The following is a 23,157-nucleotide window of genomic DNA, read 5'->3' on the forward strand; positions in this document are numbered from 1 at the left end:
ACACACAGGCCCTTGACAAACCAAATTGATGCCATAATTTCGCCTATCAAAAATTAATGAATATATGAAGAAGCAAAAAATCACACTTTCCTTAGTCCTGGTGCTCATCTCATTGGGAACAATTGCACAGGAGAATATAGAACGAGCATTAGCAACCATTAATCGCAATAGCCTTGAAGCCCCCTTAGCCTTTTTATCATCAGACTGGTTTGAAGGGCGCGAAGCAACCACCAACGGTGCTTTTATGGCGGCTGACTATCTGGCCTCCTTATACAAATCTAATGGTCTTAAACCGTTCCAAGGCGATACATACCTGCAGAATGTTCCTCTTATAGTGGCACACTCCCCAACCAAAGCCAGTCTAACGCTGAAAAAAAACGGGCGTGAAGTCTCATTTGCATTCCCAACGTATTTATCAGCAGAGAGAGTCCCAACCTCGTTCACCATAAGCGCAGCACCTTTTTGGGCTGGCTATGGCATCCACACTTCTCAGCTGAAAGAAGTAGCTGCCGGGAAAAGTAAAGGCAAAATTATGATTTGCCTGACCGGGCTGCCCGAAGCGCAGGAAGGAAGTCGTCTCCAAGAGCTACTCAAACAGCAAGCCGACCAGGAATGGCTGGCTGCGAAAAAAAACACCCAAAATGAGTCGGAAGCATTAGCTATTTTGGAATATGACATCAGTAACCCTTATCTGCAAGCTTCGAGTAAAAATAAGCCGACCAATAAAGCAACCTCGGAACAACTGCTCAACAAACGCTCATCAGGTATTTATGAGAAGAGCCTGTTTTTAAGTGAAGAGCCCCAACAGCAGCCTCATCGTTTTAAAGTTTCAAAAGCCATTATGGAACACCTTATTCCAAACTTTGAGCAATTCTTAAACAACTATCTAAACGGGCTACAAAACTTATCAACCAATTCGAAAGTGGCATTTTCGGCTTCAACTATTAAACTGGAAGTTGAAGCCCAGGCAGAGCGCAGCCAATGCAATAATGTGATTGCTATGATTGAAGGTTCAGAGAAGCCAGAAGAGATAATTGTGGTTGGCGCTCACTACGACCACCTGGGCAGTTACAATGGCTACATTTGGAATGGGGCTGATGATAATGGTTCAGGAGCGATAGGAGTGGTAGCTATTGCCAAAGCATTTATGGCAACAGGCGTTCAACCCAAACGCACCATCATCTTTGCCAACTGGACCGCTGAAGAAAGAGGTTTATTTGGTTCAAGATACTTTGTTGATTCCTTTGAGCACATCAAGCAGGTAAAGTACTACCATAATTACGATATGATTGGAAGAAGCTACAATTACGAGCGTCCTGACTCGGCCGTGTCGTTGTTGTACACCAAAGCCTGGGCTCAGGCCGAAGCACTCTGCCGAAAACACATCAAAAATCATCAGCTGGGCTTAAAAATTAACTACAGCGCATGGGACAACCCCACAAGCGGAAGCGATAATGCCCCTTTTGCTAAAAAAGGTATTCCTATTATGTGGTTTCACACTGGCGGCCATGAATCGTATCACATGCCAAGCGATCATGTGGACAGAATTGATTGGCAGAAGTATGAAGCGATAGTAAAAACAAGCTTTCTGACACTTTGGAACTTAGCCAATGAATAGTCAAAAGTGCAATTGCTCTTTTTTTTATTAGGAGCAATGAAAATTTATGCTTTATCTTTGCCATGATAAATTAAAAGAATTAATGGCTCTCGTCAACCGTGAGCCTTTGTTGTTTGCAGCATAAGGCACCTAATACCGGGATGTGAGACATTAAAACTTAAATTATTAAGCAGGTCACAAAAAACAACAATTAACGTTCTTAACAACACTTGTGACCTGCCTTATTAAACAAATAAATATGAAAGCATTTGTATTTCCGGGCCAGGGTGCCCAATACGTTGGAATGGGAAAAGATTTGTATGAAAACTCCCCGCTGGCAAAGGATCTATTCGAAAAAGCAAATGAAATTTTAGGATTCCGTATTACCGACCTGATGTTCGAAGGGACGGACGAGGACCTTAAGCAGACAAAAGTGACGCAACCGGCTATCTTTTTACACTCTGTTATATTGGCCAAAACACTTGGCGATGCCTTTCAGCCAGAAATGACTGCTGGTCATTCATTGGGGGAATTCTCTGCACTGGTAGCTGCTGGTGCCATGAATTTTGAAGATGGTTTAAAATTGGTTTCACAGCGGGCTCAGGCTATGCAAAAAGCCTGTGAAGTTGAGCCATCGACTATGGCAGCTATTGTAGGCCTGGAAGATGCAGTGGTGGAAGAAGTATGCGAAAGCATTGAAGAGGTGGTTGTAGCCGCTAACTATAACTGCCCCGGTCAATTGGTTATCTCTGGTTCAATCGCAGGCATCGATAAAGCATGCGAGCTATTAACAGAAAAAGGGGCCAAGCGTGCGCTTAAATTACCTGTGGGTGGAGCTTTCCATTCTCCACTGATGGAGCCGGCGCGCACCGAACTGGCTGCAGCGATTGAGGCCACCGAATTCAGCAAACCTGTTTGTCCGGTTTACCAGAATGTAAATGCACAGGCCGTTACTGACCCTGCCACCATCAAGGAAAACTTGGTTGCCCAATTAACAGCTCCCGTTCGCTGGACACAGACTGTTCAGAACATGATTGCTGATGGTGTTACGTCATTCACCGAAGTGGGACCAGGTAAAGTATTACAAGGATTAGTGAAAAAAGTAGACCGTAAAATGGAATGCAACGGTTTCAGCACTTATCAAGGATAATTAAGCTGGCAGCCAAGAGCTTTTAGCTGATAGCATAACAAAGGCAAGCCGAAAAAGCTTGCCTTTTGTTTTGGTTCAATCATCCAAGGTACTCAAATCGCCTTCATCCTCACCTAAAGCCCTGGCTTTTAAAACGCGACGCATAATTTTCCCACTGCGTGTTTTGGGCAGAGAGTCCGCAAAAATTACTTCTTCGGGGCGTGCTATTGGCCCCATTACCTTAGCCACATGCTCAAGCAACTCCTTGGCTAGCTCTTTAGAACCTGTTAACCCTGCCTTGAGAATAACATATAGATGAATGCCACTGCCTTTTAATTCATGCGGCAATGCAATAGCAGCCGCTTCAGCAACATCAGGATGGCTAACCGCTGCACTCTCTATTTCAGCCGTCCCAAGGCGGTAACCACTTACTTTAATCACATCATCACTTCGTCCGATAATCCAGAAATAACCATCTTCATCCTTCCGGGCCGAATCGCCTGCATGGTAGTATTTTTGCTGTTCAAACTTGGACCAGTAGGTTTCTTTATAGCGCTCATCATCATCCATGATTGTGCGGGCCATGCCAGGCCATGGATTTTTTATCACCAAAGCTCCAACCTCGTTGGCAGCCACATCATTCCCCTGTTCATCAACAACACCTACCTCATGGCTAAAAAACGGCTTTGTTGCCGAACCGGGTTTTAATGGGGTAACAGGCAATGGACTAATCACGAAACCACCTGTCTCAGTTTGCCACCAGGTATCCATAATGGGGCACTTCTGCTTTCCGACAATGGTATGATACCAACGCCAGGCCTCAGGGTTGATAGGCTCCCCCACCGAACCCAACAAGCGCAATGAACTAATATCATGGCGATTGACCCACGACTCCCCATAGCGCATTAGACCACGAATTGCCGTTGGTGAGGTATACAAGATTGTAATGCCGTATTTATCAATCATTCGCCACCATCTGTCCGGATAGGGATGGTTTGGCGCCCCTTCGTACATAAAAATGGTAGACCCATTAATTAGCGGCCCATAAACCATGTAACTGTGTCCGGTAATCCAGCCAGGATCAGCCGCACACCACCAGCGATCTTCAGGTTTAATATCAAATACCATCCGGTGGGTCGCCGATGTATAAACACTGTAACCTCCATGGGTATGCACCAGCCCCTTGGGCTTGCCTGTTGAACCCGAAGTGTAGAGCAGAAACAGCATATCTTCGGCATCCATCTCCTCTGTTTCGCATTTATGGCTGGCTATCGGCAAGGCTTTTAAGTCGTGATACCAATAATCGCGGTCATTTTCCATGTAAACATCCTCCCCTGTTCGCTTCACCGTAATACACACCTCCATGGTAGGTGATAGTTCCATCGCTTTGTTCACAATATCCTTCAACTTGGTAGGCTTTCCCCGCCTAAAACCACCATCGGCAGTAATTACCACCCGGCTATTGGCTGCATTAATGCGTTCGGCCAGTGCCTCGTGACTAAAGCCGCCATAGACCACGCTATGCGCGGCACCAATTTTAGCACAAGCCAGCATGGCAAATATTTGCTCGGGTATCTGAGGCATGTAAATGGTGACAATATCGCCTTTATGGACTCCCATTGCTTTGAGAATATTAGCAAATTCAGCTACTTCGCGATTAAGCGCATGATAAGAGTACGTTTTTAAATCGCCCGGCTCACCTTCCCAAATAAGAGCCAGCTTGTTGCGGTTAGATGTTTTCAGGTGTCGGTCAATGGCATTCTGAATAATGTTTGTTTTGCCACCAACAAACCATTTGTAGAAAGGATGAGCAGAGTCATCGAGCACCTTGTCCCATGGCTTGTACCAATCTAACAACTCAGCCTCTTTGGCCCAAAATTCTTCCCGGTTACTAATGGACTGCTGATATAAATCATCGTAGCATTTAATGGTGGCATAGTCGATGACCTCTTTTGAAGGATAAACAAAGTTTTTTGGATCCATCATAAATTTTCAGATTTATCTCTTGGTTAATAATGTGATTGTCACCAAGATATAAATAGAAAATTGCTTTTACAATATTTTCAGACTCTTTATTCTGAATATCAACACCACTAAAAACGTCGCCCACAAGGCGCTTCAGCACCCCGCTAGTCTCAACTAATCGTTAACCACAATAGCCGCTTTCTGCTTCTTCCCATCCATAAGAATAGTAAGCGGCTGTTCGAATTCGACATGGCAAAAGTATTGGGTGGCACGAATTTGCTTCTGAGCTTTCAGGGTATCGAGCATAACAAATTGGTTCTGGTCATTATGATGCACACTAAAATAGCCAACATTCATAGATGTAACGTTGTGGAAAAAGTGTGAGCCCAGCGAGGCATCCAATGGAAAGTTTGGCAAGCCCATCTCAACAATAATGCGGGCATGTGATATCTGTGACCAATATACCGGGATGCCGGTAAAACGGTCGCGCGTGCCCCAGCGACCAGGCCCAATCAACACGTACTCCTTCCCCTGCTCCTCAAAGTATTTATTGATCTCGGCCATCTCGGCCCCCATCTCCGCTGTTTTGGTGCGATCAAAGACATCGATGTTCATATACACCACATCTTTGATATGATTAAGACGACCATTTCCCATTCCTTTCACAGACTGCAACAATATCTTATCCCTATCCACCTCATCGAAGTTGATATGCACATTGTTTTCAACGCGGATAAGTGGCTTTATCTGCAGAAGGTATAGCGTCGGTAAATCGCGAATACCCGGGTCCAGGTCTACTGCAAACTCAATCTCTACCGGAGCGCCCATAGCTTCTTTAAAAAACCGCAGCAGCATATCGAGTGTACGCGAAAGAGGTATATAGTCGTATTTGAGGATATTGGAAAAGTTTACCACACGAGGGCCGCGCTTATCAAAATCGTTAACCATGCGGTCGTAACTGTAATCATAAACCGTTGCACAGTGCTTCAGGTTCCCATCTTCCTCGGCCTCTTTGATACTCAGCTTAACAATGGCCGCATCTTCTCCGCCTTTCTCCAGACAAAAATCGGTATTTTCCAGATCAAGTGCATAAAAGTAGGCCTGAGAATCTTTTATCTGATCCTGGATGGAGTTAAGTTCCAGCTTTGGGTGCTTGGGACAAAAACGATAGGCTTTTTCGCCACCAACCACGTATTTCCCCAAGCCAACAGCCAGCACCGCAAAGCCGTCTTCGGGCTTCATGTATGAAAAAGGGTAGTAGTTGTACGACTGCGCCACACCACTGATATTGGGATAAAAACGTTCGCCCACCTTGCCACCAACCACTTCCTGGATGATCACCGCCATCTTTTCCTCCTCAATTTTATAGTTGACGGCATCGAAGTAAGCTTTCGCCGGGTCGCTGAACATGGATGCATAAACCAGCTTAACGGCCGTGCACAACTGACGAAAACGCTCATTGACATCCGGATGGTTATTGGGCACCATGTAAGTGGCATAAACCCCGGCAAAAGGCTGGAGCAAGCTATCCTCAAACAAGCCTGAAGAACGAACTGCTAAAGGCTGATCCATCACCTCAACATATTGCCGAAGCTTATCGTTGACTTCATCGCTGAGTTCTGATTTCAGGAATAACGCTTTTATCTCATCGTAGTTTTTCTTGACAAAAGCCTGTGTATACAAATCGTTCTTTTCGATGAAATGAGTGAACTCTCCTGCGCCAATAATTGTAGTGGCCGGGATACGTATGTTAATATCATCAATAATGTTATCAAAATTGATGTTTTCGATGAAATTGCTCAAAAAAGCAACACCCCGACCTTTACCACCGAAGGAGCCTTCGCCAATACGTACGATATAGCGACTGCTTTTTACCATTTCTTTGTCGAACATGACCACTTTACCACGCAGGCGCTCCAGGCGCACATCTTCGAATATTTTAAGAATGGCCAGACGCAATTTGTTGGAACTCTCAAAGTCCTCAATCCGATAGGGGCGCAGGCGCTTGGCAATGGTGATTTCACCACGTGCCATCAGCCAGGTCGAAATTCCGTTTCGTCGGGCATGGTATAGCAGGGATTCGGGCGTAACCTGTTCGATGCAATCCACAAACTCCTTGAGATTGCGCGCCACCGCTACTTTTGTGCCCCGTGTGTTTTTAAACACGAAGTTGCCAAACCCCAGCTTTTGGTGAATAAAATTGTAAATATCCAACGATAAACTGTCCGAGTTCTTATCAATAAAATCGGATTGGATAGCCTCTGCCCTTAAAGCATTGGCCGGATCAGACGACTGTAAAAGCGTGGGAATAATTGTTTTTGATTTGACGTACTTAATCAGCTCCACTCCAGCCTCCTCATCTTCAACCCCGTTACGTGTATATTTCACGTCAGAAATCACACAAATGAGGTTATCCAGGTATTTATCCACAATCTCAACGGCATCCTCATAATTACTCACCAGGAGAATTTTTGGGCGGACGCGCATCTTCATAATTTTATGCAGCTGATCGCTCGATTCTTCAGCCAATATCGCCTGTGTCTGACTCATAATAATGGAGTAAAGCAAAGGCAGGTAACGGGTGTAGTACTTTTGCGAATCCTCTACCAGCAGAATAACACGCACATCGCCAACCTGCACATCCTTCTCCACATTCATCTTATCTTCTACATATTTAATCATGGCCAGAAACACACGCGAATCGCCGTTCCACACAAACACGCGATCGATGTGCTCGATATTACCGCTGCCTTCGTCAAAAAACTTCAAATCAGCGTTATTGTTCACCATCAGCAAAATAGGCACATCAGGCTGAACCAGCTTCAGACGGGCACTCATTTGCAGCGGCAACAATTTATCGAGCCCCGCCATCAGGATAATCATATCAAACTCCCGTTCCTGAAGCATTTGCTCAGCCTCATCGGCCGTGGCTACACTCGTGATACGCGGAGCCGTAAATAAATTTAACTGCAGGTATTCCCCAAAAATTTTGTCGAAGAACCGTCCTTCGCGAACAATACTGTACGAATCGTAATGGTTGGCAATCAACAACACTTCACGCACCTTAAAGGACATCAGTTCCTGAAAAATATCGCGGTCGGTGCGCTTGCGGTTATATATTTGGGATAGCTCAATTTGGCTCGTCTGACTTTTCATGTACAAACAATGTTATTGTGTTGGATTTGGTAACAAATTAAACAGTAAATTCTCACAACAACAACCTTACTCATACAGATTACTGATGCAGTTTGGTTGACACGCTAGAGAACCTCCATTAATTTTACTGCTCCTTTTCAAAAAAATGACATGAAAAAGCAAGCCCTAATTTGCGGATACAACATCTCCTACTACGAAGCAGGCAATGGCAAGTATGCATTAGTATTTTTGCACGGAAACTCCCTTTGCGCCGACATCTTCCTGAAACAGCTTAATGATGCAGCGCTAAAATCACGGTATAGACTAATTGCTCCAGATTTTTTAGGACATGGAGAATCGGACAAAGCCGGACAAAACAAAAAGGATTACCACCTTCACAATCAAGCTAAAATAATTAATGCCCTCATCGCTCACTTACAATTAACCCATGTAATACTGCTCGGACACAGCCTTGGTGGCAACATAGCCATTGAGGTACTCAGGAGCAATACACAAATTGAGGCACTCGTGTTGATTTGTTCATTTCCAGCTTCAAACCCTTTCAACAAGCGTATCTTCAAAAACACCCCTGCTATTCAGTACTTTTTTCAGTCTACTCTGTCCTCTGAGGACATACACAAAATGAATGACTTGTTACTCAGCAAAGCCAATACAAACAGCAAGAGCAAGCTATTCACTGCATCTATTAAAAAAAGCGATGCTTTTTGTCGAAAAACATTGGCACAAATAATTTCAGAAGGAAACTATATGGACCAACAGGAATTTATGAAAACAATTGACATACCTGTAATTGGTATTTTTGGTGAAAGGGACCAGTTTTATGATTTGGCTTACCTCCAAAGGCACTGCTCATCGCTTTTTACGAATTTATTTGTGGTAGCTACCGCGGGGCACATGCCTTTTTATGAAACCCCTTTAAAATTTAGTCAACTGCTGTTAAATGAAGTTGGACAATTAGTAGCTCAGGATAAAATTAACACCTTACACTCCAAAAATGAGTAAGCTGCCAAAGAAAAAATCCTTAGCAGCTTACTAATTGTGTTAGTCCAATAACTCAATCGTTCGGTTAGAATAGTTGAAGGACATCACCTGCACAAAGCCATCGAGCTGACTAAGTGTTCCGGTGCGATTTTCCTGGAAACCGAGTCCGTTAACAACTCCGACAGTAAAGTCTGTTTCGGGACAGGAAGCGTTTTCACAGCCATAGTAATGCACCGCAACAATGTACGTTCCGTCTGGCACATCAGACAGCCAATAAATGTTTTCTGGCCCAAACCCATCCACATCATCTCTATCCAGATAACCACCGCTGGATGAATATGGATTAGAGAATTTAATGGTTTCGCCATGAGGATCGGTTACCCACAAATCAATATCGGTGAGGTTGGTGTTCCATGAAAGTCCAATTTGAAGCACCCCATTGGAATCAGGCAAATCATCCAAATCGCTCTGATATACCATTATTTGGTTGGCATTATACCACGAAACAAGGGTTGACACAAAACTTTGATCAATTCGTGGATTACTCCACCGAATTGAACTGAGCTCCTCCAAAGGATCTGTCACCCAGCTGAGGACATCACTTCCAAGCGCATTAGTTTGTTCCTGTAGGTTATGATAATTAGTTTGAAAGTTATCTAGAAAGTTGAAAAATTGGTCTGAAACAACCGTTTTAACAACACTGGAAACTGCGATCAAAGCAGCTCCTCCCGCAATAGCAGGAGTTAAGCCTCCAACTGTTCCTGCGCCCAAAATAACAGCTCCGGCATTTCTCGAGTAATTCATCCAACTAACCACCTCTGAATTAATAAATTGGTGAAAGGCATCAATAAAAATGGTCAGTGCCTCGTCAACACTTTCATTGTCCGTTTTTAGGAGTTGACGCGAACTGTTAGCCATTTTTTCGAGGCGCGGCAGTGGATGAGGAAAGGCAATTTGCTGTTTCCCGCTTAATGCATTTAATTGTGCGGCAGCAGCCGATTCAAAAATAATTTCCTCATCATAACCTGTTCCCCGACTCGTAATCTTGCTCTCATTTAAAAGAGTGCCCAGGCGGTTATCCCAGTCGTAATGGTAAATTCTTACGTAAAAACTTTCAGCATCGATACGCTCAAATTCAAGTACTTCTCCATTTTTCTCGCCTGTAAAGGGGTCAATAGAATAGACGAATGTTGGTTCCCCAAATTCATCAAGCAATATGACACTCTCGACATTACTTTCACTGTCATATACATAAAAGCCACTTAAGGTAGTCTGCACTTCAGAGTCACTGGTATGCATAAGAACAGACAGTTGCAGGTCATCCTGAAAAATACTGGCTTTCAAAGGAAAGGCTGCCCCGGGATTTTCGTACCACACCATTTCAATAGGTGACACGGGATCGGTGATATCGTTATTAACTGGTGTATCATCATCCTGACACGCTACCAAAACCAACAACAAAACGCCAAATATATATCCTTGTAATTTCATAGTTATTATATTAAAATATTGATTCCAAATCGTATAGTACTAACCGAAAACTCCGAATTGGAGTGCTTATTGACCAGCCCACCGACAACCGTATATAGCTGTAAAAAGCCTAAGAGCCGACCGTACATTCCCACATCCAAAGATTGTCCACGATATTCAGAAAAGGAATAGGCTCCATACACCCCAACGCGAGGTCCTGGAAGTAAGCCCAAAGTGAGAGTATGATTGGTGTAGGACTGGAGACTATTACTAAAACGTCCTATTTGCGCGCCTAACCGAAGCCACTTGTAAGGCATCCCTTCTACCTGCAAGTGATAGGCAGCAGGCAAGCTAAAGCGATGCTCAACCTCTTCTTCATTGATTATTAACTCATCCAGCAGCTCATCACTGACCAAATCAACGACTTCAACTCCTTCGCTTGCCATCTGAGCATCCACAAGCGCCTCGTTATTAATTTCAAAAGACACTCCATTCTCTCTAAAGTTCAGTGAGCCAACATCTACAATCGCCCCACTTAAAATAAGCTTATCCCATAGCTTCCAGCGAAAACCAAGATCAAAAGCCACACCGGTATTCTTATTAAATGCAAAATAGTTTAGACCTGGACTATTATAATCTACGTCCCACGAATTGTCTTCACTTCGAACATAATTAAATGGCCCGTGCAACAGCCCCGCTCCCTGCATACGAACCGTTCCACCCTGCAGCTCATCATAGTTGATTTGCATATTAACATTGTTTGTTTGCAGATAGGCGTGCCCAACCAAAAATTTAACCGCAAGCCCTAACTTGAATCTCGGAGTGAGCTCGCGTGCATACCCTAAACGGTACTCATTAAAGACAATCGCTTCCACACCCAGGTTTTCAACATCCACATCAATTGCTTCGGGGGTGTTGTAGTCCATTTCAAGAAACCGCAGATTCATGAGTTCATCACTAAATGTTACTGCTCCTACTGACCGATTACTCAAATTAAGCGACCAAAACCCCTTGGGCCGCTTGATGCCAATTCCCAGCAGCGGCAAGCTGGTTGACACGAGCACCTCATTATCCTTGGCAACAGTTTTTTCCAAAATGCCCCAAAAACTTTCATTATCATTGGCTTTTTTGGAGCTTTCGATCAACTCATCAATTGAAAATCCTTTGGTTCCTAGCGAAACATCAACCGAGCTTAACACGGGCAAGCTGACATAGGAATCTTGTCCTTCAAAATTGGCAGGGTTAGAGTTTTGTGATTGCGGAACCTGATTCATAAAGCCGATGATTGCATTTTGCGCCTCCACTTTCCCAGCAATGATAAACAGAATAGCAACCAACCAACTTGCAAGTAGCTTTTTCATACTTCAATTTTTTAGATAAATGATTGGAATCAAGCAAAAGCAAATTGACCCAAGACGAACCAACATGCCATTGCTTGCAGTTGCTATTCAGAAAGAAAGGCATATCTTTCTCCCATGCTAAGCAAAGAATTGCTAAGCTCTGGTTGATTTTCTTTCAGACGGATGAACCGGCTCATGGCCTGATCCTGGTTGCCATTGAAATAGCACGCCACTATTTGGATATAGTTCACACCTCCATGCCCCGGCATAACATCTTCACAACGATCAAAGCATATTTTTGCCTTTGTCCAGTTTTGATGCTTTAGGTGCCGCAACCCTTTTTTGAACTGATAAATGGCAAATCTCATCTCTTCGGCTTGTGGCATAAAGCGAACCGACATTCGGTATAAAAAATCAACTGGCTCACCTGCCTTGTAGGCTGGCTCCCAATACCCTGATGTAGCTTCAATGAACTGTGTGACTTGGGCCTGCAATTGACTATTAGCCTCATCTAGCAACTCAATAGAACTTACCTGCCCTTGTGCATCAATCATAAACGAAACAGCAACTGCGCTCACTTCGTCATAATCAATGTCGTTACTAATAATGTACTGTTCGATAAACTGATAAATATTCTGTCCGCTATAACTCCCTTTAAAAACAGGTGCTTGAGTTGCCTGCCCCACAACAAAGAGTGGCATCAACACTACCATAAGCATTCCACATATCGTTTTCATGATCTTTTCTTTAAATTCAACATTCGTACTTCATTTAGGCTATTTGGTACCTTTTAGCTGTAACAAAGTTAAGATCACTCAAAAGCTGAGCACAATGACATGTTTATGTCATTTTTCAGTTTCCAACAAACAAAGGGTGATGCCTCACTGGCTCCGTAAACAAGGTTAAAGGCCATTTTCTTTAGCAAAATCGACCAGTTCGGATAATTTGTGAAAGCCCAGCTTGGCAAAAATTGACCGCCGGTGATTATTTACGGTATTAAAGCTGCGATACAAGACCTTAGCCACCTGTTTGGTACTTAAGCCTTGTCCTAAATGTGAGAGGACGGTAAGTTCGGTCTTTGTCAATTTAGTCAGAAGCAAGTTGTTTTTCAATCGATTATTTTCGGCAATAAATGCATCGAGGCTATTCGGATTACGAACCAGGTGCTGATCAACCGTATATAAAAAACATATCAGGTATACTTTATCATCACCCAAATCAATTCTTCTCACTCGCGAATATATCCAACAACGCTGTTCCAAGGGTTTATTTATTCTTGCAAGAATGGTTTTTGTTTCCTGAGAACCATTATAAATTTCTGAAAAAGCCGCGTGGACATATTGAAGATCTTCCTCTACAAATAACGAACCTTGGTTTAAAAAACCCATATCAAGGCGCTTAACAGGGTTAATCCCAATTTCACTGTAGTAATTACGATTGGCCCATACAAGCCGGGCGGCCAAATCCTCTCTAATCTCCAAAATATGAACAGATGCCGGCAAATGATTAAGCACCTTTTTATAGAATTCAATCCCTCGACCATTCATACACTAGAATTATGACAGCAACCAATAGTCACTAACAGTGATAAAACTAAAAAGCTCACCTATCATCCTTTGTACAAACCAGGAGTCGAAATAAGCATGGGTGACAAAAAAAAGGCAAAAACAAGACTATGTCAAGTTATTCATTCGCTTAGCAGGTCATTCAGCATAAATAAATGATTGATTATAATAGCATCAGATGCAGAGGCTCTTTTCAAGCTGAGAATCATTTCCCAGAGATATAACCAAAAGAATGGCCAGCATTGGTAGTGCCAGCCATCTGTAATTTTTAATGGACGTCTCAACAACATGCCCCTTATGCCTGCTGTTTAATTGAGTTAATGAATAAAGTTGTCTTTTCGCAAACGCTTAGCAACACGACGGGAGAAGTAATTGTTTAAGGTGTCATAACCTGCATAAATGCCATTGACTACAATTTCACTGATCCATTGATACTCTGCTAACTCATTAACATCATATAAGTAAACATTGTAACTTGAATTGGGCTCTTCCCGCTCATCCGTTACTGCACTGTTTTCATAATAGGTGGTTACGTATTTAGATGACGTCCAATAACCATCAAGGTTTATAACTAAAATGGCCTCGCTGCCAGAACTTTTCACTTTGTTCAGAAATTGTGAATAGGTATAATCTTCATCCGGCAAAAAAGCTTCCGATGATTTTACTATACGCGGGAAACCACCCGCACCGATATTGCGCTCAAGAGACTTTTCGAGCTGCTCCCGGAATTTGAGGTAAGAAATATTGTTAAAATTACCACGCACATTGTTATTGTAATTTTCCTCAGTAAACCCCTTAAAACTATCTCCTGTAACAAATACCACCATCATGGATGAATAAGGATGTTCAGCAGGGCTTTTAACAACCGAAATAATGGAAGATGATGCACAGCTTGTTAATAAAGTAGCTAACAAATAAAGAATAACTAATTTTGAAGGTAAGGTTTTAAAATTCATAACTTTCAATATTTCAAGAATGACAATTCCAATGACCATTGGTCAAAAGGCAATTATTAATATGTTTTATGAAAGCTTTCAATAATTAGACAACCTCTATTGGGCCCACACGTATTTTACCGTCAAAATCATTTCCGAAAACAAAAAGTACCCTGTAATTTATCTCAATGCACTTTTGAAGCCTAAAAGATAGACTGACTGTATCAATACAATTATCTGCCAATAAAAAACAAGCCCGCCAGTACAACATACTAACGGGCTGTTCTTAATAATACTATCAAGTTCAATTATTGCTTGACAAGTGACACATTGTGATTACCATGCTGAACAACAAAAGAAACATCATTACTTCCCTGCTGCTGTACCAAGGCTTTGTTCATAGTACCGTACTGATTGATGGTAGATGACAAGTTAGAACCTTTCATCTCATTTACAGCCTGGTTATCCTGTCCGTCCTGCTTAATAACAATAAAATCATGGCCCCCAGAATGCTCAACTCTTGCTATATTCGCTTGACCAGCCTGATCCAATGAAATACTTGAATGACCACCATTTGACTCGACAACACCTTTGTTAGCATCACCAATTTGACGCACATTCACTGCACTATGGCCTCCTTTACGGTCGACTCGAGTGACATTATCGTTACCAGTTTGAAGAGCTGTCACCGTACTATGGCCCCCTTTTGAGTAAATAACGGCTTTGTTACCATCGCCCGATTGCCCAACAGAAGCTGTGCTAAAGGCGCCTTTTTGATCAATCAATGCCGTATTACCCATTCCATCCTGCTCCACACTGGCTGTTAACTGATTGCCCCGTTGAGCCACTTCAGACCAGTTATTATCGCCCGCCTGACGAATATGCACTAAATGACCTGAACTCCCTCCTTGGGATGCAGCCGCCGTGTTATCATGACCATTTTGAGAAATGTGAGCCATGTAATCTTGTCCTTTGCCTTGACTAATAGTTGCTCTGTTACTATTCCCATCTTGAGATATATCAGCTGTTCCGCCATAAGAACCGGTTTGAATCTTTGCTGAGTTTTCTATACCATACTGGCTAATAAAAGCAGTATTATAGCTTGCCCCTTCATGTCCACCGTCATGATCGTCCTCTTCATGAGAAGACCCACCTTTTCCACCCTGACCACCTTCATGGTCATCATCGTGTCCGTCATCATGACCTTCATCATGATCATCAACACTGCTGCTTTGCTCAATGACCGCCTTATTCAAAGTACCGGATTGAACAATTCGCGCTGTGCTATTGGAGATACTTTGCAAGGTAGCTTGCTTAATAACGGCTTTAGACTCTGCTCCACTCTGTTCAACCACAGCGCGCAGGGTATGACCCGCCATATCAGGTAAATTACCTTGCTGTATTAAACCATTATTAGCGGAACCATTTTGCCTGACAACCGCAACATTACTCTCTGCAGCTGACGTAGCATTACTCACCTGACTCACCTTTGAATGGTTATCCTGACCGGATTGTTCAACCTGCGACCTGTTATAGTCGCCTTCCTGATGGGTAATGGCTTTGTTTTGTGCCATCACCATTGATGGACATACAATAAGTCCAATCAACAAAATCATTTTTGTTCTCATAGTGAAAGTTTAGAAGTTATTATGTCGCCCCACACATCGTTAACAAACAACAAGTTAGAGCCAATAACTTCCAAATTCAATTCACAAACCATAATGGTTGCAAAAAAGTGACGAACGTAGGATAAAATTACATGAACAAAATAAAACAGATGATTAAAGCATTGATAATCACGAATGTGCAATATCACCAAACAGATAACTACAACATCTCCTTAGTACTAGGCAGTTGATCGTTATAGGGATCTTTACGGATCGCAGCACGGATAGCACGTGCCAAAGCCTTGAAAATACCTTCTATTTTATGGTGCTCGTTCTTGCCTTCAGCCTTAATATTTAAATTACAAGCTGCGGCGTCTGCAAAGCTTTTGAAGAAGTGGTAGAACATCTCTGTTGGCATGTCGCCAATCATCTCGCGTTTAAAGTCGGCCTCCCACACCAGCCACGATCGACCACCAAAGTCGAGGGCTACCTGTGCCAAACAATCATCCATTGGCAAGCAAAAACCATAGCGCTCAATACCGCGCTTATCGCCCAATGCCTTTTTAATCGCCTCCCCAAGCACAATGGCCGTATCTTCAATGGTATGGTGTTCATCAACATGTAAATCACCTTCCACCTGAACGCGCAAATCGCAGCCCGAGTGACGACCAATCTGCTCTAACATATGATCGAAAAAGTGTAAGCCTGTTTTTATATCACAAACGCCTTCCCCATCAAGGTTAAGTGACACGGTAATTTTCGTCTCAGCTGTATTGCGCTGTACTGTTGCACTTCTTTCTGTAGCGAACAAGTATTTCGCGACATCTGCCCAGTTGCTGGTGCACAAGGAACATATTTGCTCAAGGCCGGCCGCCTTTAATTCGTTTATACCAGCCTCACCTTCTTTAAAATAGATGGCCTTACAACCCAAATTTTTCGCTAACTCCACATCGGTAAGGCGGTCGCCAATAACAAAGGAATTGGCCAAATCGTAGTCGCCCTGCAAGTAATGGGTCAACAGGCCCGTTTTGGGCTTTCGGGTCGAAGCATTCTCCTCAGGAAAAGAGCGATCGATGAGAATATCTGAAAACAGGATGCCTTCGTTTTCAAGCGATTTGAGCATTTTATTCTGGGTCGGCCAAAATGTATCTTCCGGAAACGAATCGGTTCCAAGTCCATCCTGATTGGTGACCATCACCAATTGGAAATCAAGCATATTTGCCACTTTTGACAGGTTTTGAAACACCCCCGGATAAAACTCCAGTTTTTCCAAACTATCTACCTGAAAGTCTACAGGAGGCTCTACAATTAAGGTTCCGTCACGATCTATAAAAAGTAATTTTTTCTTTTCCATTTATTTAATTCAACACATTAATATTACGACACATCCCGGTACCCTGTGCCTCTGCTCCTCTATCTCAATGCCTCTGTCAAAGGGCTCATTCACCCCTCAAAGATCAGCTATTTGCTAATATCCATGTAATTTAATCACCTTCAACACCTAATATCCCGCCTTTGACTTCAGTAGCTTATATTACTTGTAGCTGCCTAGTGCTTCGAGTAACTGTTCATTTTCGTCCCTTGTCCCAACCGTTATGCGCAAACAACCTGCACACAAAGCCACCGAAGAGCGATCTCGGATGATGATTTGCTTTTGCACCAGATACTCATATACGCCCCGGGCATCCTCTACTCTCACCAACAAGTAATTGGCATCGGAAGGATAAACTTTCTCAACAAAGTTCAATTGATTCAGCTGCTTTTCCAAACGCTCCCGTTCTTTCAAAAGAAGCTGCACCCACTCTTGCATTTGACCAACCTTATTAAGCAACTCAAGAGCCGTTTTTTGCGTAAGGATATTGATATTATAGGGATATTTAATATTACTCATGACCTTAATTATCTGCTGCGAGGCAAAAGCCATCCCCAGGCGTATTCCGGCCATGCCCCAGGCTTTTGAAAAAGTTTGAAGAATCACCAGATTGGGATAGTTATTGAGCTGAGGCAAAAAACTTTTGTCAGGAGCAAAATCGATATACGCCTCATCCAACACCACAATGCCCTCAAAGTTTTCGGTCAGCTGCTGAATATCCTCGGCCCTGAAACAATTACCAGTCGGGTTATTGGGTGAGCAGATAAACAGGAGCTTCGTGTGATTATCACACGCCGCCAGCAGGGCTTCCACATCCAGCTCAAAATCAGGCGTCAGTAACACCTTTCGAACTTCAACCTGATTGATATCGGCCGCCACCTGATACATCCCATAAGTGGGATCTATCGACACCACGTTATCAACTCCTGGCTCACAAAACATGCGATACAGCAAATCAATTGGTTCATCACTGCCATTCCCGAGAAAGATTTGAGCGGACTCCAGGCCTTTAATCCCGGCAATTTTATCCTTCACCTCCCGCTGATAAGGATCTGGATACCGGTTGTAAGGCTGGTTATAAGGGTTCTCGTTGGCATCGAGAAATACGGCTGCTTCGCCCGTATATTCGTCTCTTGCAGAAGAGTAGGGTTTTAAGCTGAGGATATTTTGGCGGAATAATTGGTTCAATGGTTTCATAATTTGTTGTTATTAGTCATCTTAAATCTAATGTGCAAATCTACATGCTATTTAAGCGAATGGTCACCGCATTTTTATGAGCCATCAGCTCTTCAGCTTCCGCCATTATTTCAATCGATGGACCTAGTTTTGACAAACCAGAGGCGCTAATTTTCTGATAGGTTATTTTCTTCATGTAGCTATCGAGGTTAACCCCACTAAACGCATTGGCATAGCCATGTGTAGGTAAAGTATGGTTGGTTCCCGAAGCATAATCACCGGCACTCTCGGGCGAATAATTACCCAGAAATACCGAGCCTGCATTCATCACCTTATTGGCTACCAACTCGTCATTGCGCATGGCAACAATCAAGTGCTCTGGTGCATACTGATTGCACATTTCCACCATCTCCTCTTCGTTATTAAGCACAATAAGGCGGCTGTTCTCCAGAGCTTTTTGGGCAATCTCCTTTCGAGGCAGTGCTTCGAGCTGTTTAGCCACTTCAACTTCCACCTCGTTCAGCAGCCCTTCTTTATTGCTGACAAGAATCACCTGGCTGTCAGCGCCGTGCTCAGCCTGTGACAAAAGGTCGGAAGCTACAAAGGCAGCCTCAGCAGTTTCGTCGGCCAATACCATTACTTCCGAAGGTCCTGCAGGCATGTCGATGGCTACATCTTTAAGGCTCACCAACTGCTTGGCGGCTGTTACAAAGCGATTGCCAGGCCCAAATATTTTAGCGACAGACGGCACCGACTCCGTGCCATAGGCCATGGCACCAATAGCTTGCACACCCCCTAACTTATAAATACGATTGACACCAACCAGGGAGGCAGCGTACAATATAGCCGGATTAATGGCTCCAGATTTGTCGGCAGGCGTACACAGCACTATTTCTTTACAACCTGCTATTTTGGCGGGAATACCCAACATCAAAACCGTTGAAAACAATGGGGCTGACCCGCCGGGTATATATAAGCCAACCTTTTCAATAGCCACGCTCTTTTGCCAGCATTTCACACCAGGCATGGTTTCAATCACTTCGCGCTGAGTAATCTGAGCTTCGTGAAATACTTCAATATTTTTCTTTGCTACCTGAATAGCACCTTTCAGCTCGGTTCCAACACGTTTGCAGGCCTCATCTATTTCGCTTTGGCTCACTTGCAATGCATCAATATCGGCGCCATCAAAAAGGCGGGTATACTTCAGCAAAGCGGCATCACCATTCCGTTTTACATCTTCCAATATACTTTTGGCGGTATCGTAAACATCTTCAAGGCCGTTATCAGGTCGCTCCAATAACTGGCTCCACTCACTTTTTGGGGGATAAAGAACTTTTTGCATAGTTTATTAATCTGATAGCTATAAGCTAATTACAACTCCCTTATGGGATTTAATTCCAACTGCCTTTTTTCTTAATCTGGTTATTCAGACTTGCTAAAGAATCATCTTTTCAATAGGTACAACAAGCAAACCTTCGGCCCCAAGTGCTTTCAACTGCCCAATAATCTCCCAAAACTTCTTCTCTTGAATCACTGAGTGTACCGAACTCCATCCTTTCTCGGCTAATGGCAAAACAGTTGGACTTTTCATGCCCGGTAAAATCTTTACAATCTCATCCACCTTATCGTTAGGTACGTTCATTAGAATATATTTATTTGAGTTGGCGGCCATTACCGAATTAATACGAAACAGCATCTCGTCTAGTAAAGCTTGCTTTTCGGCTGATAAATTAGCCCCGGCCACCAATAATGCTTCTGATTTCATAACCACTTCCACCTCTTTTAAGCGGTTAGCCACTAATGTACTACCAGAACTCACAATGTCGAAAATACCATCTGCCAAACCTATTCCGGGAGCTATCTCCACCGAACCGGCAATCTCGTGTATCTCAGCATTAATATTTTGCTCTTTGAAGTATTTCTCCAGAATCACCGGATAAGAAGTTGCCACTTTTTTACCGTCAAAATACTCCAGTCCGCTGTAATCATCAGCCTTTGGAATGGCCAGCGATAAACGACATTTGCTAAATCCCAAACGCTTTACCACCTTGAGTTCAAAGCCTTTTTCGGCCATTTCATTTTCACCAACAATCCCAATATCTGCCACGTCGTCAGCTACTGTTTGTGGAATATCGTCATCACGCAAAAACAAGACTTCGATGGGGAAGTTAGGTGACGAAGCAACCAACTTGCCACTACCTACATTGAATTTGATTCCTGCTTCTTTGAGCAGCTTCATTGAGTCTTCGTTTAAACGTCCTTTTTTCTGTAATGCAATTCGTAATTTAGTTTCCATGTTATGTTCTTTTTAAGTTTTTGTCAAATAAAAAAGGCTTACCCTTACCGGATAAGCCTTTGATGTTTCATATACGCATACGCCATCTCAACTCATCCGAGGTGATAAGTAATGATGATGATGAATATGGAATTGTATGCTTGTCATGTTCGTTTAAATTAAAAAAGGCTTACCATTTCTGATAAGCCTTTATTGATATCTTTAGTTTTTACACATCGATCACCGCCTACCAGTTAATAGGATACATGATGGTGATGATGAATAAAGTTCTGCATGTTTCAATAATTATATGATGCAAATGTAGTTTCAATATTTATAATTGCAAACTTTCAGTTGATTTTTTATTATAAATCCGAACTAAGTCCAACCATCAGGCCTTTAAATTTCGCTCAAAAGCAGCATATTGCTGATCGGTTCCTTTAATGTGCTTCACTAACCAATCTTTTAAAAAGTTAGTGACTTCAATGGATAATATAAGCTTGCCTGCATGCAGGCGTTCGTAGTAATTTTGAGTTTTCTCAATAAAAAACTGATGAGCCTCCTGGTGCTCTTTTAACTGAGGATAGGCCATTTGCAACATGTGCTTTTCCTCATTTGAAAAGTGAGATTTGGTATAATTCACAAGTCCCAATATCAGCTCTTCAAGTCTCTCCCGAGGCGACTCATCTTTTATGCCCCGGTAAAACTCATTAATGAGCGCAAACAATTGCTTGTGCTCATTATCAATCGTTGTATTACCAACTGATAAATCATCTGTCCACATAGTTTGTATTTTTGTCATAATGCGCAAAAATAAGAATCCTTTCCCCAAATTCTCGTTAAATTATTATCAACTCAATTGAATATTTTACCAATTACCAATGCATTTTGGCCAATAGTTTCGTTTATAAGATGAGATTCAAATTTTGAAACTCTTCTGCTTTACTTTACTTTCGGCAAATAATTCAAAACAATCAATTATGAATATCAAACAGCATATTCCTAACTTTGTGACAAGCCTCAATGCTCTGTGTGGCATCATGGCCTTGTTTTTTGCGCTAAATGGTCGTATAGACATAGCCGTTTGGCTAATTTTTGCTGGTGCTCTCTTTGATTTTGGTGACGGATTTGCTGCACGCGCACTCAATGCCTATAGCGACATTGGCAAAGAGCTGGACTCACTGGCCGACCTTATAAGTTTTGGTGCAGCTCCCTCTGCTATATGGTCAACCATCATTAAATACCAACTAACAGGCAGTTACGCCACCAACTTCTTTGCCTTATCTACGTCGCACCAACTACTGGTTATTGCCCCATTTATTATGGTGGCGTTTGCCGCCTTACGCCTGGCCAAATTTAATGTAGACACCCGACAAACCGAAAACTTTCTTGGCCTAACAACTACAGCAACAGGCATTTTTACCGCCGCCTTTGCCTATAAATTTATAGCTGTTCCGGAACTGTTCACCTGGTTGAGTCCAGGGATAATACTTGTGTTGATAGGTGTGTTTTGCGCCCTTCTTATCAGTGAAGTTCCCATGTTCTCATTAAAATTTAAAAACATGAAGTGGGCAGATAACAAGGAGCGCTTCATATTACTATTGCTAGCCATTGCATTTACTATTCTGTTTGGCATTGGCGGCATAGCGGCCACTATCCTTTATTACATTGTGGTTTCATTAATAAAAAGCGTACTACCTGCAAAATAACACTCAGGCATCAAACATATAAAAAGGCCCAACGAACTGCTCGCTGGGCCTTTTCGCATTTTAAATAATGCTTTATTTCTTTTGAAGAAGTGTGTTGGTAAAATAAACCAGCATCTCCCGCACATCCTCATAATCATCCCCATCTACCTTAACTTCGGTTAAGCGAGGCAAATGGTTGGCAAAGTAACTATGACTGTTGGCCATTTCAAACAGGTTGCTTGCCAAGGCACGTGGGTACGGAAAATCAGGATTAACTTCCGAAATCACCTTCGACACCTTCTCACATAGCATCTTGTAATTAGAGAAAAAGCCCTCCATATTCTCTTTATCGACTTCTTTAGTGTAGTAAGCCTTGGTTCCTTCAGCAATTATTAAGCGGTGTAAAACCGTCTCATTCACATAGTCAATAGCCGGATTCTCTTTATAGGCATAAACAATCGTTCTGATAATGATATTTAGACGCTCAATGGGCGAACTAATATTCATTGTATTAATATCAACAAGGTAGCTCACCCACTCCCAGTACCACGAAACCAGATAAAGCAGTAAGAAATGCTTGTTTTCAAAATACCGATATACTGAAGCCTCTGTTGAGCCCATTTGGGCCGCCAATTTCTTAAAAGTAAACGCCTCAAATCCAATCTCATCAATTAAATAAATACTGTGTTTAATGATGCTTTGACCGAGCGTTGTTTCTTGCGGATCGCGAATATAGAGCTTGTCGTTTAAATTGATTTTGATTCCAATAGACATGATTGCAAAACTTATTTAAAACAAAAATAGAACTTTTTTTGAACAAGTTTGATGTTTTAATGTTTAAGTGTTACAAAATACAATAATAGTTTTGCTATTATTATCAAAAGTAATAAATTTGCAAAGT

18 protein-coding genes are annotated in these 23,157 nt (G+C 42.6%); 4 read left to right on the forward strand and 14 right to left on the reverse strand.

Going from position 1 to position 23,157, the window contains the following annotated elements; all coding sequences use genetic code 11:
- The first annotated feature begins 64 nt into the window (after positions 1 to 64).
- Both ACSX1H_RS00615 and fabD read left to right on the forward strand, forming a co-directional pair.
- Entirely contained in the window at positions 65 to 1,618 is a 1,554-nt protein-coding gene (locus tag ACSX1H_RS00615; protein ID WP_439181582.1) for a M28 family metallopeptidase, read from the forward strand.
- A 238-nt stretch (positions 1,619 to 1,856) separates the two neighbouring features.
- On the forward strand, positions 1,857 to 2,747 hold the full coding sequence (gene fabD / locus ACSX1H_RS00620) for an ACP S-malonyltransferase (RefSeq protein ID WP_439181583.1): 891 nt from the start codon (positions 1,857 to 1,859) through the stop codon (positions 2,745 to 2,747).
- Between the two features lie 75 nt (positions 2,748 to 2,822).
- Here fabD and acs read toward each other — a convergent pair whose 3' ends face one another.
- Together acs and ACSX1H_RS00630 are read right to left on the reverse strand one after the other, a co-directional pair.
- Positions 2,823 to 4,712, reverse strand: coding sequence for an acetate--CoA ligase (gene acs, locus ACSX1H_RS00625; protein ID WP_439181584.1), 1,890 nt, complete (start codon positions 4,710 to 4,712; stop codon positions 2,823 to 2,825).
- Positions 4,713 to 4,865: 153 nt separating this feature from the next.
- Positions 4,866 to 7,847 (reverse strand): PEP/pyruvate-binding domain-containing protein, encoded by a 2,982-nt coding sequence (locus ACSX1H_RS00630; RefSeq protein WP_439181585.1) that lies wholly within the window; start codon positions 7,845 to 7,847, stop codon positions 4,866 to 4,868.
- A 150-nt stretch (positions 7,848 to 7,997) separates the two neighbouring features.
- Here ACSX1H_RS00630 and ACSX1H_RS00635 point away from each other — a divergent pair, with 150 nt between their 5' ends.
- Positions 7,998 to 8,849, forward strand: coding sequence for an alpha/beta fold hydrolase (locus ACSX1H_RS00635; RefSeq protein ID WP_439181586.1), 852 nt, complete (start codon positions 7,998 to 8,000; stop codon positions 8,847 to 8,849).
- Between the two features lie 39 nt (positions 8,850 to 8,888).
- Here ACSX1H_RS00635 and ACSX1H_RS00640 read toward each other — a convergent pair whose 3' ends face one another.
- The 11 genes from ACSX1H_RS00640 to ACSX1H_RS00690 form a co-directional block, all read right to left on the reverse strand.
- Entirely contained in the window at positions 8,889 to 10,319 is a 1,431-nt protein-coding gene (locus ACSX1H_RS00640; RefSeq protein ID WP_439181587.1) for a YfaP family protein, read from the reverse strand.
- Between the two features lie 5 nt (positions 10,320 to 10,324).
- Positions 10,325 to 11,659, reverse strand: coding sequence for a DUF5723 family protein (locus ACSX1H_RS00645; RefSeq protein WP_439181588.1), 1,335 nt, complete (start codon positions 11,657 to 11,659; stop codon positions 10,325 to 10,327).
- A gap of 83 nt (positions 11,660 to 11,742) precedes the next feature.
- Positions 11,743 to 12,375, reverse strand: a complete 633-nt coding sequence (locus ACSX1H_RS00650) for an energy transducer TonB (protein WP_439181589.1) — start codon at positions 12,373 to 12,375, stop codon at positions 11,743 to 11,745.
- Positions 12,376 to 12,540: 165 nt separating this feature from the next.
- Positions 12,541 to 13,185 (reverse strand): response regulator transcription factor, encoded by a 645-nt coding sequence (locus ACSX1H_RS00655; RefSeq protein WP_439181590.1) that lies wholly within the window; start codon positions 13,183 to 13,185, stop codon positions 12,541 to 12,543.
- Positions 13,186 to 13,520: 335 nt separating this feature from the next.
- The gene (locus ACSX1H_RS00660) at positions 13,521 to 14,159 is read right to left on the reverse strand and encodes a hypothetical protein (RefSeq protein ID WP_439181591.1); all 639 of its coding nucleotides are present in this window, start codon (positions 14,157 to 14,159) and stop codon (positions 13,521 to 13,523) included.
- Positions 14,160 to 14,446: 287 nt separating this feature from the next.
- Entirely contained in the window at positions 14,447 to 15,766 is a 1,320-nt protein-coding gene (locus ACSX1H_RS00665) for a hypothetical protein (protein WP_439181592.1), read from the reverse strand.
- Between the two features lie 199 nt (positions 15,767 to 15,965).
- Positions 15,966 to 17,099 carry a bifunctional histidinol-phosphatase/imidazoleglycerol-phosphate dehydratase HisB gene (hisB, locus tag ACSX1H_RS00670; protein ID WP_439181593.1) on the reverse strand — a complete coding sequence of 378 codons (1,134 nt, stop codon included), beginning with the start codon at positions 17,097 to 17,099 and terminating at the stop codon, positions 15,966 to 15,968.
- Between the two features lie 180 nt (positions 17,100 to 17,279).
- Complete coding sequence (gene hisC, locus ACSX1H_RS00675; RefSeq protein ID WP_439181594.1) at positions 17,280 to 18,314, reverse strand: histidinol-phosphate transaminase; 1,035 nt, start codon at positions 18,312 to 18,314, stop codon at positions 17,280 to 17,282.
- Positions 18,315 to 18,354: 40 nt separating this feature from the next.
- Positions 18,355 to 19,635: a histidinol dehydrogenase gene (gene hisD, locus ACSX1H_RS00680; protein ID WP_439181595.1), complete on the reverse strand. Its 1,281-nt coding sequence runs from the start codon at positions 19,633 to 19,635 to the stop codon at positions 18,355 to 18,357.
- A gap of 93 nt (positions 19,636 to 19,728) precedes the next feature.
- Positions 19,729 to 20,589, reverse strand: coding sequence for an ATP phosphoribosyltransferase (gene hisG, locus ACSX1H_RS00685; protein ID WP_439181596.1), 861 nt, complete (start codon positions 20,587 to 20,589; stop codon positions 19,729 to 19,731).
- Between the two features lie 370 nt (positions 20,590 to 20,959).
- A complete protein-coding gene (locus ACSX1H_RS00690) occupies positions 20,960 to 21,370 on the reverse strand; it encodes a bacteriohemerythrin (protein WP_439181597.1) in 411 nt (136 codons plus the stop codon).
- 178 nt (positions 21,371 to 21,548) lie between these two features.
- Between ACSX1H_RS00690 and ACSX1H_RS00695 the strand changes: the two genes are divergently transcribed.
- Complete coding sequence (locus ACSX1H_RS00695; protein ID WP_439181598.1) at positions 21,549 to 22,277, forward strand: CDP-alcohol phosphatidyltransferase family protein; 729 nt, start codon at positions 21,549 to 21,551, stop codon at positions 22,275 to 22,277.
- 72 nt (positions 22,278 to 22,349) lie between these two features.
- On the opposite strand, the gene ACSX1H_RS00700 is transcribed toward ACSX1H_RS00695, so the two are convergent.
- Complete coding sequence (locus ACSX1H_RS00700) at positions 22,350 to 23,030, reverse strand: TetR/AcrR family transcriptional regulator (RefSeq protein WP_439181599.1); 681 nt, start codon at positions 23,028 to 23,030, stop codon at positions 22,350 to 22,352.
- Positions 23,031 to 23,157 lie beyond the last annotated feature (127 nt).

The sequence above is a fragment of the Carboxylicivirga taeanensis genome, from assembly GCF_051851475.1.
Classification (GTDB): domain Bacteria; phylum Bacteroidota; class Bacteroidia; order Bacteroidales; family Marinilabiliaceae; genus Carboxylicivirga; species Carboxylicivirga taeanensis.

What these genes read in the sequence shown, in the direction of transcription:
- hisG (WP_439181596.1), bottom strand. Translation starts at nt 20,589, where the DNA reads ATGGAAACTAAATTACGAATTGCATTACAGAAAAAAGGACGTTTAAAC.
- hisC (WP_439181594.1), bottom strand. Translation starts at nt 18,314, where the DNA reads ATGAAACCATTGAACCAATTATTCCGCCAAAATATCCTCAGCTTAAAA.
- hisD (WP_439181595.1), bottom strand. Translation starts at nt 19,635, where the DNA reads ATGCAAAAAGTTCTTTATCCCCCAAAAAGTGAGTGGAGCCAGTTATTG.
- acs (WP_439181584.1), bottom strand. Translation starts at nt 4,712, where the DNA reads ATGATGGATCCAAAAAACTTTGTTTATCCTTCAAAAGAGGTCATCGAC.
- ACSX1H_RS00655 (WP_439181590.1), bottom strand. Translation starts at nt 13,185, where the DNA reads ATGAATGGTCGAGGGATTGAATTCTATAAAAAGGTGCTTAATCATTTG.
- ACSX1H_RS00640 (WP_439181587.1), bottom strand. Translation starts at nt 10,319, where the DNA reads ATGAAATTACAAGGATATATATTTGGCGTTTTGTTGTTGGTTTTGGTA.
- ACSX1H_RS00615 (WP_439181582.1), top strand. Translation starts at nt 65, where the DNA reads ATGAAGAAGCAAAAAATCACACTTTCCTTAGTCCTGGTGCTCATCTCA.
- ACSX1H_RS00700 (WP_439181599.1), bottom strand. Translation starts at nt 23,030, where the DNA reads ATGTCTATTGGAATCAAAATCAATTTAAACGACAAGCTCTATATTCGC.
- ACSX1H_RS00690 (WP_439181597.1), bottom strand. Translation starts at nt 21,370, where the DNA reads ATGACAAAAATACAAACTATGTGGACAGATGATTTATCAGTTGGTAAT.
- ACSX1H_RS00630 (WP_439181585.1), bottom strand. Translation starts at nt 7,847, where the DNA reads ATGAAAAGTCAGACGAGCCAAATTGAGCTATCCCAAATATATAACCGC.
- ACSX1H_RS00660 (WP_439181591.1), bottom strand. Translation starts at nt 14,159, where the DNA reads ATGAATTTTAAAACCTTACCTTCAAAATTAGTTATTCTTTATTTGTTA.
- ACSX1H_RS00650 (WP_439181589.1), bottom strand. Translation starts at nt 12,375, where the DNA reads ATGAAAACGATATGTGGAATGCTTATGGTAGTGTTGATGCCACTCTTT.
- ACSX1H_RS00665 (WP_439181592.1), bottom strand. Translation starts at nt 15,766, where the DNA reads ATGAGAACAAAAATGATTTTGTTGATTGGACTTATTGTATGTCCATCA.
- ACSX1H_RS00635 (WP_439181586.1), top strand. Translation starts at nt 7,998, where the DNA reads ATGAAAAAGCAAGCCCTAATTTGCGGATACAACATCTCCTACTACGAA.
- fabD (WP_439181583.1), top strand. Translation starts at nt 1,857, where the DNA reads ATGAAAGCATTTGTATTTCCGGGCCAGGGTGCCCAATACGTTGGAATG.
- ACSX1H_RS00695 (WP_439181598.1), top strand. Translation starts at nt 21,549, where the DNA reads ATGAATATCAAACAGCATATTCCTAACTTTGTGACAAGCCTCAATGCT.
- hisB (WP_439181593.1), bottom strand. Translation starts at nt 17,099, where the DNA reads ATGGAAAAGAAAAAATTACTTTTTATAGATCGTGACGGAACCTTAATT.
- ACSX1H_RS00645 (WP_439181588.1), bottom strand. Translation starts at nt 11,659, where the DNA reads ATGAAAAAGCTACTTGCAAGTTGGTTGGTTGCTATTCTGTTTATCATT.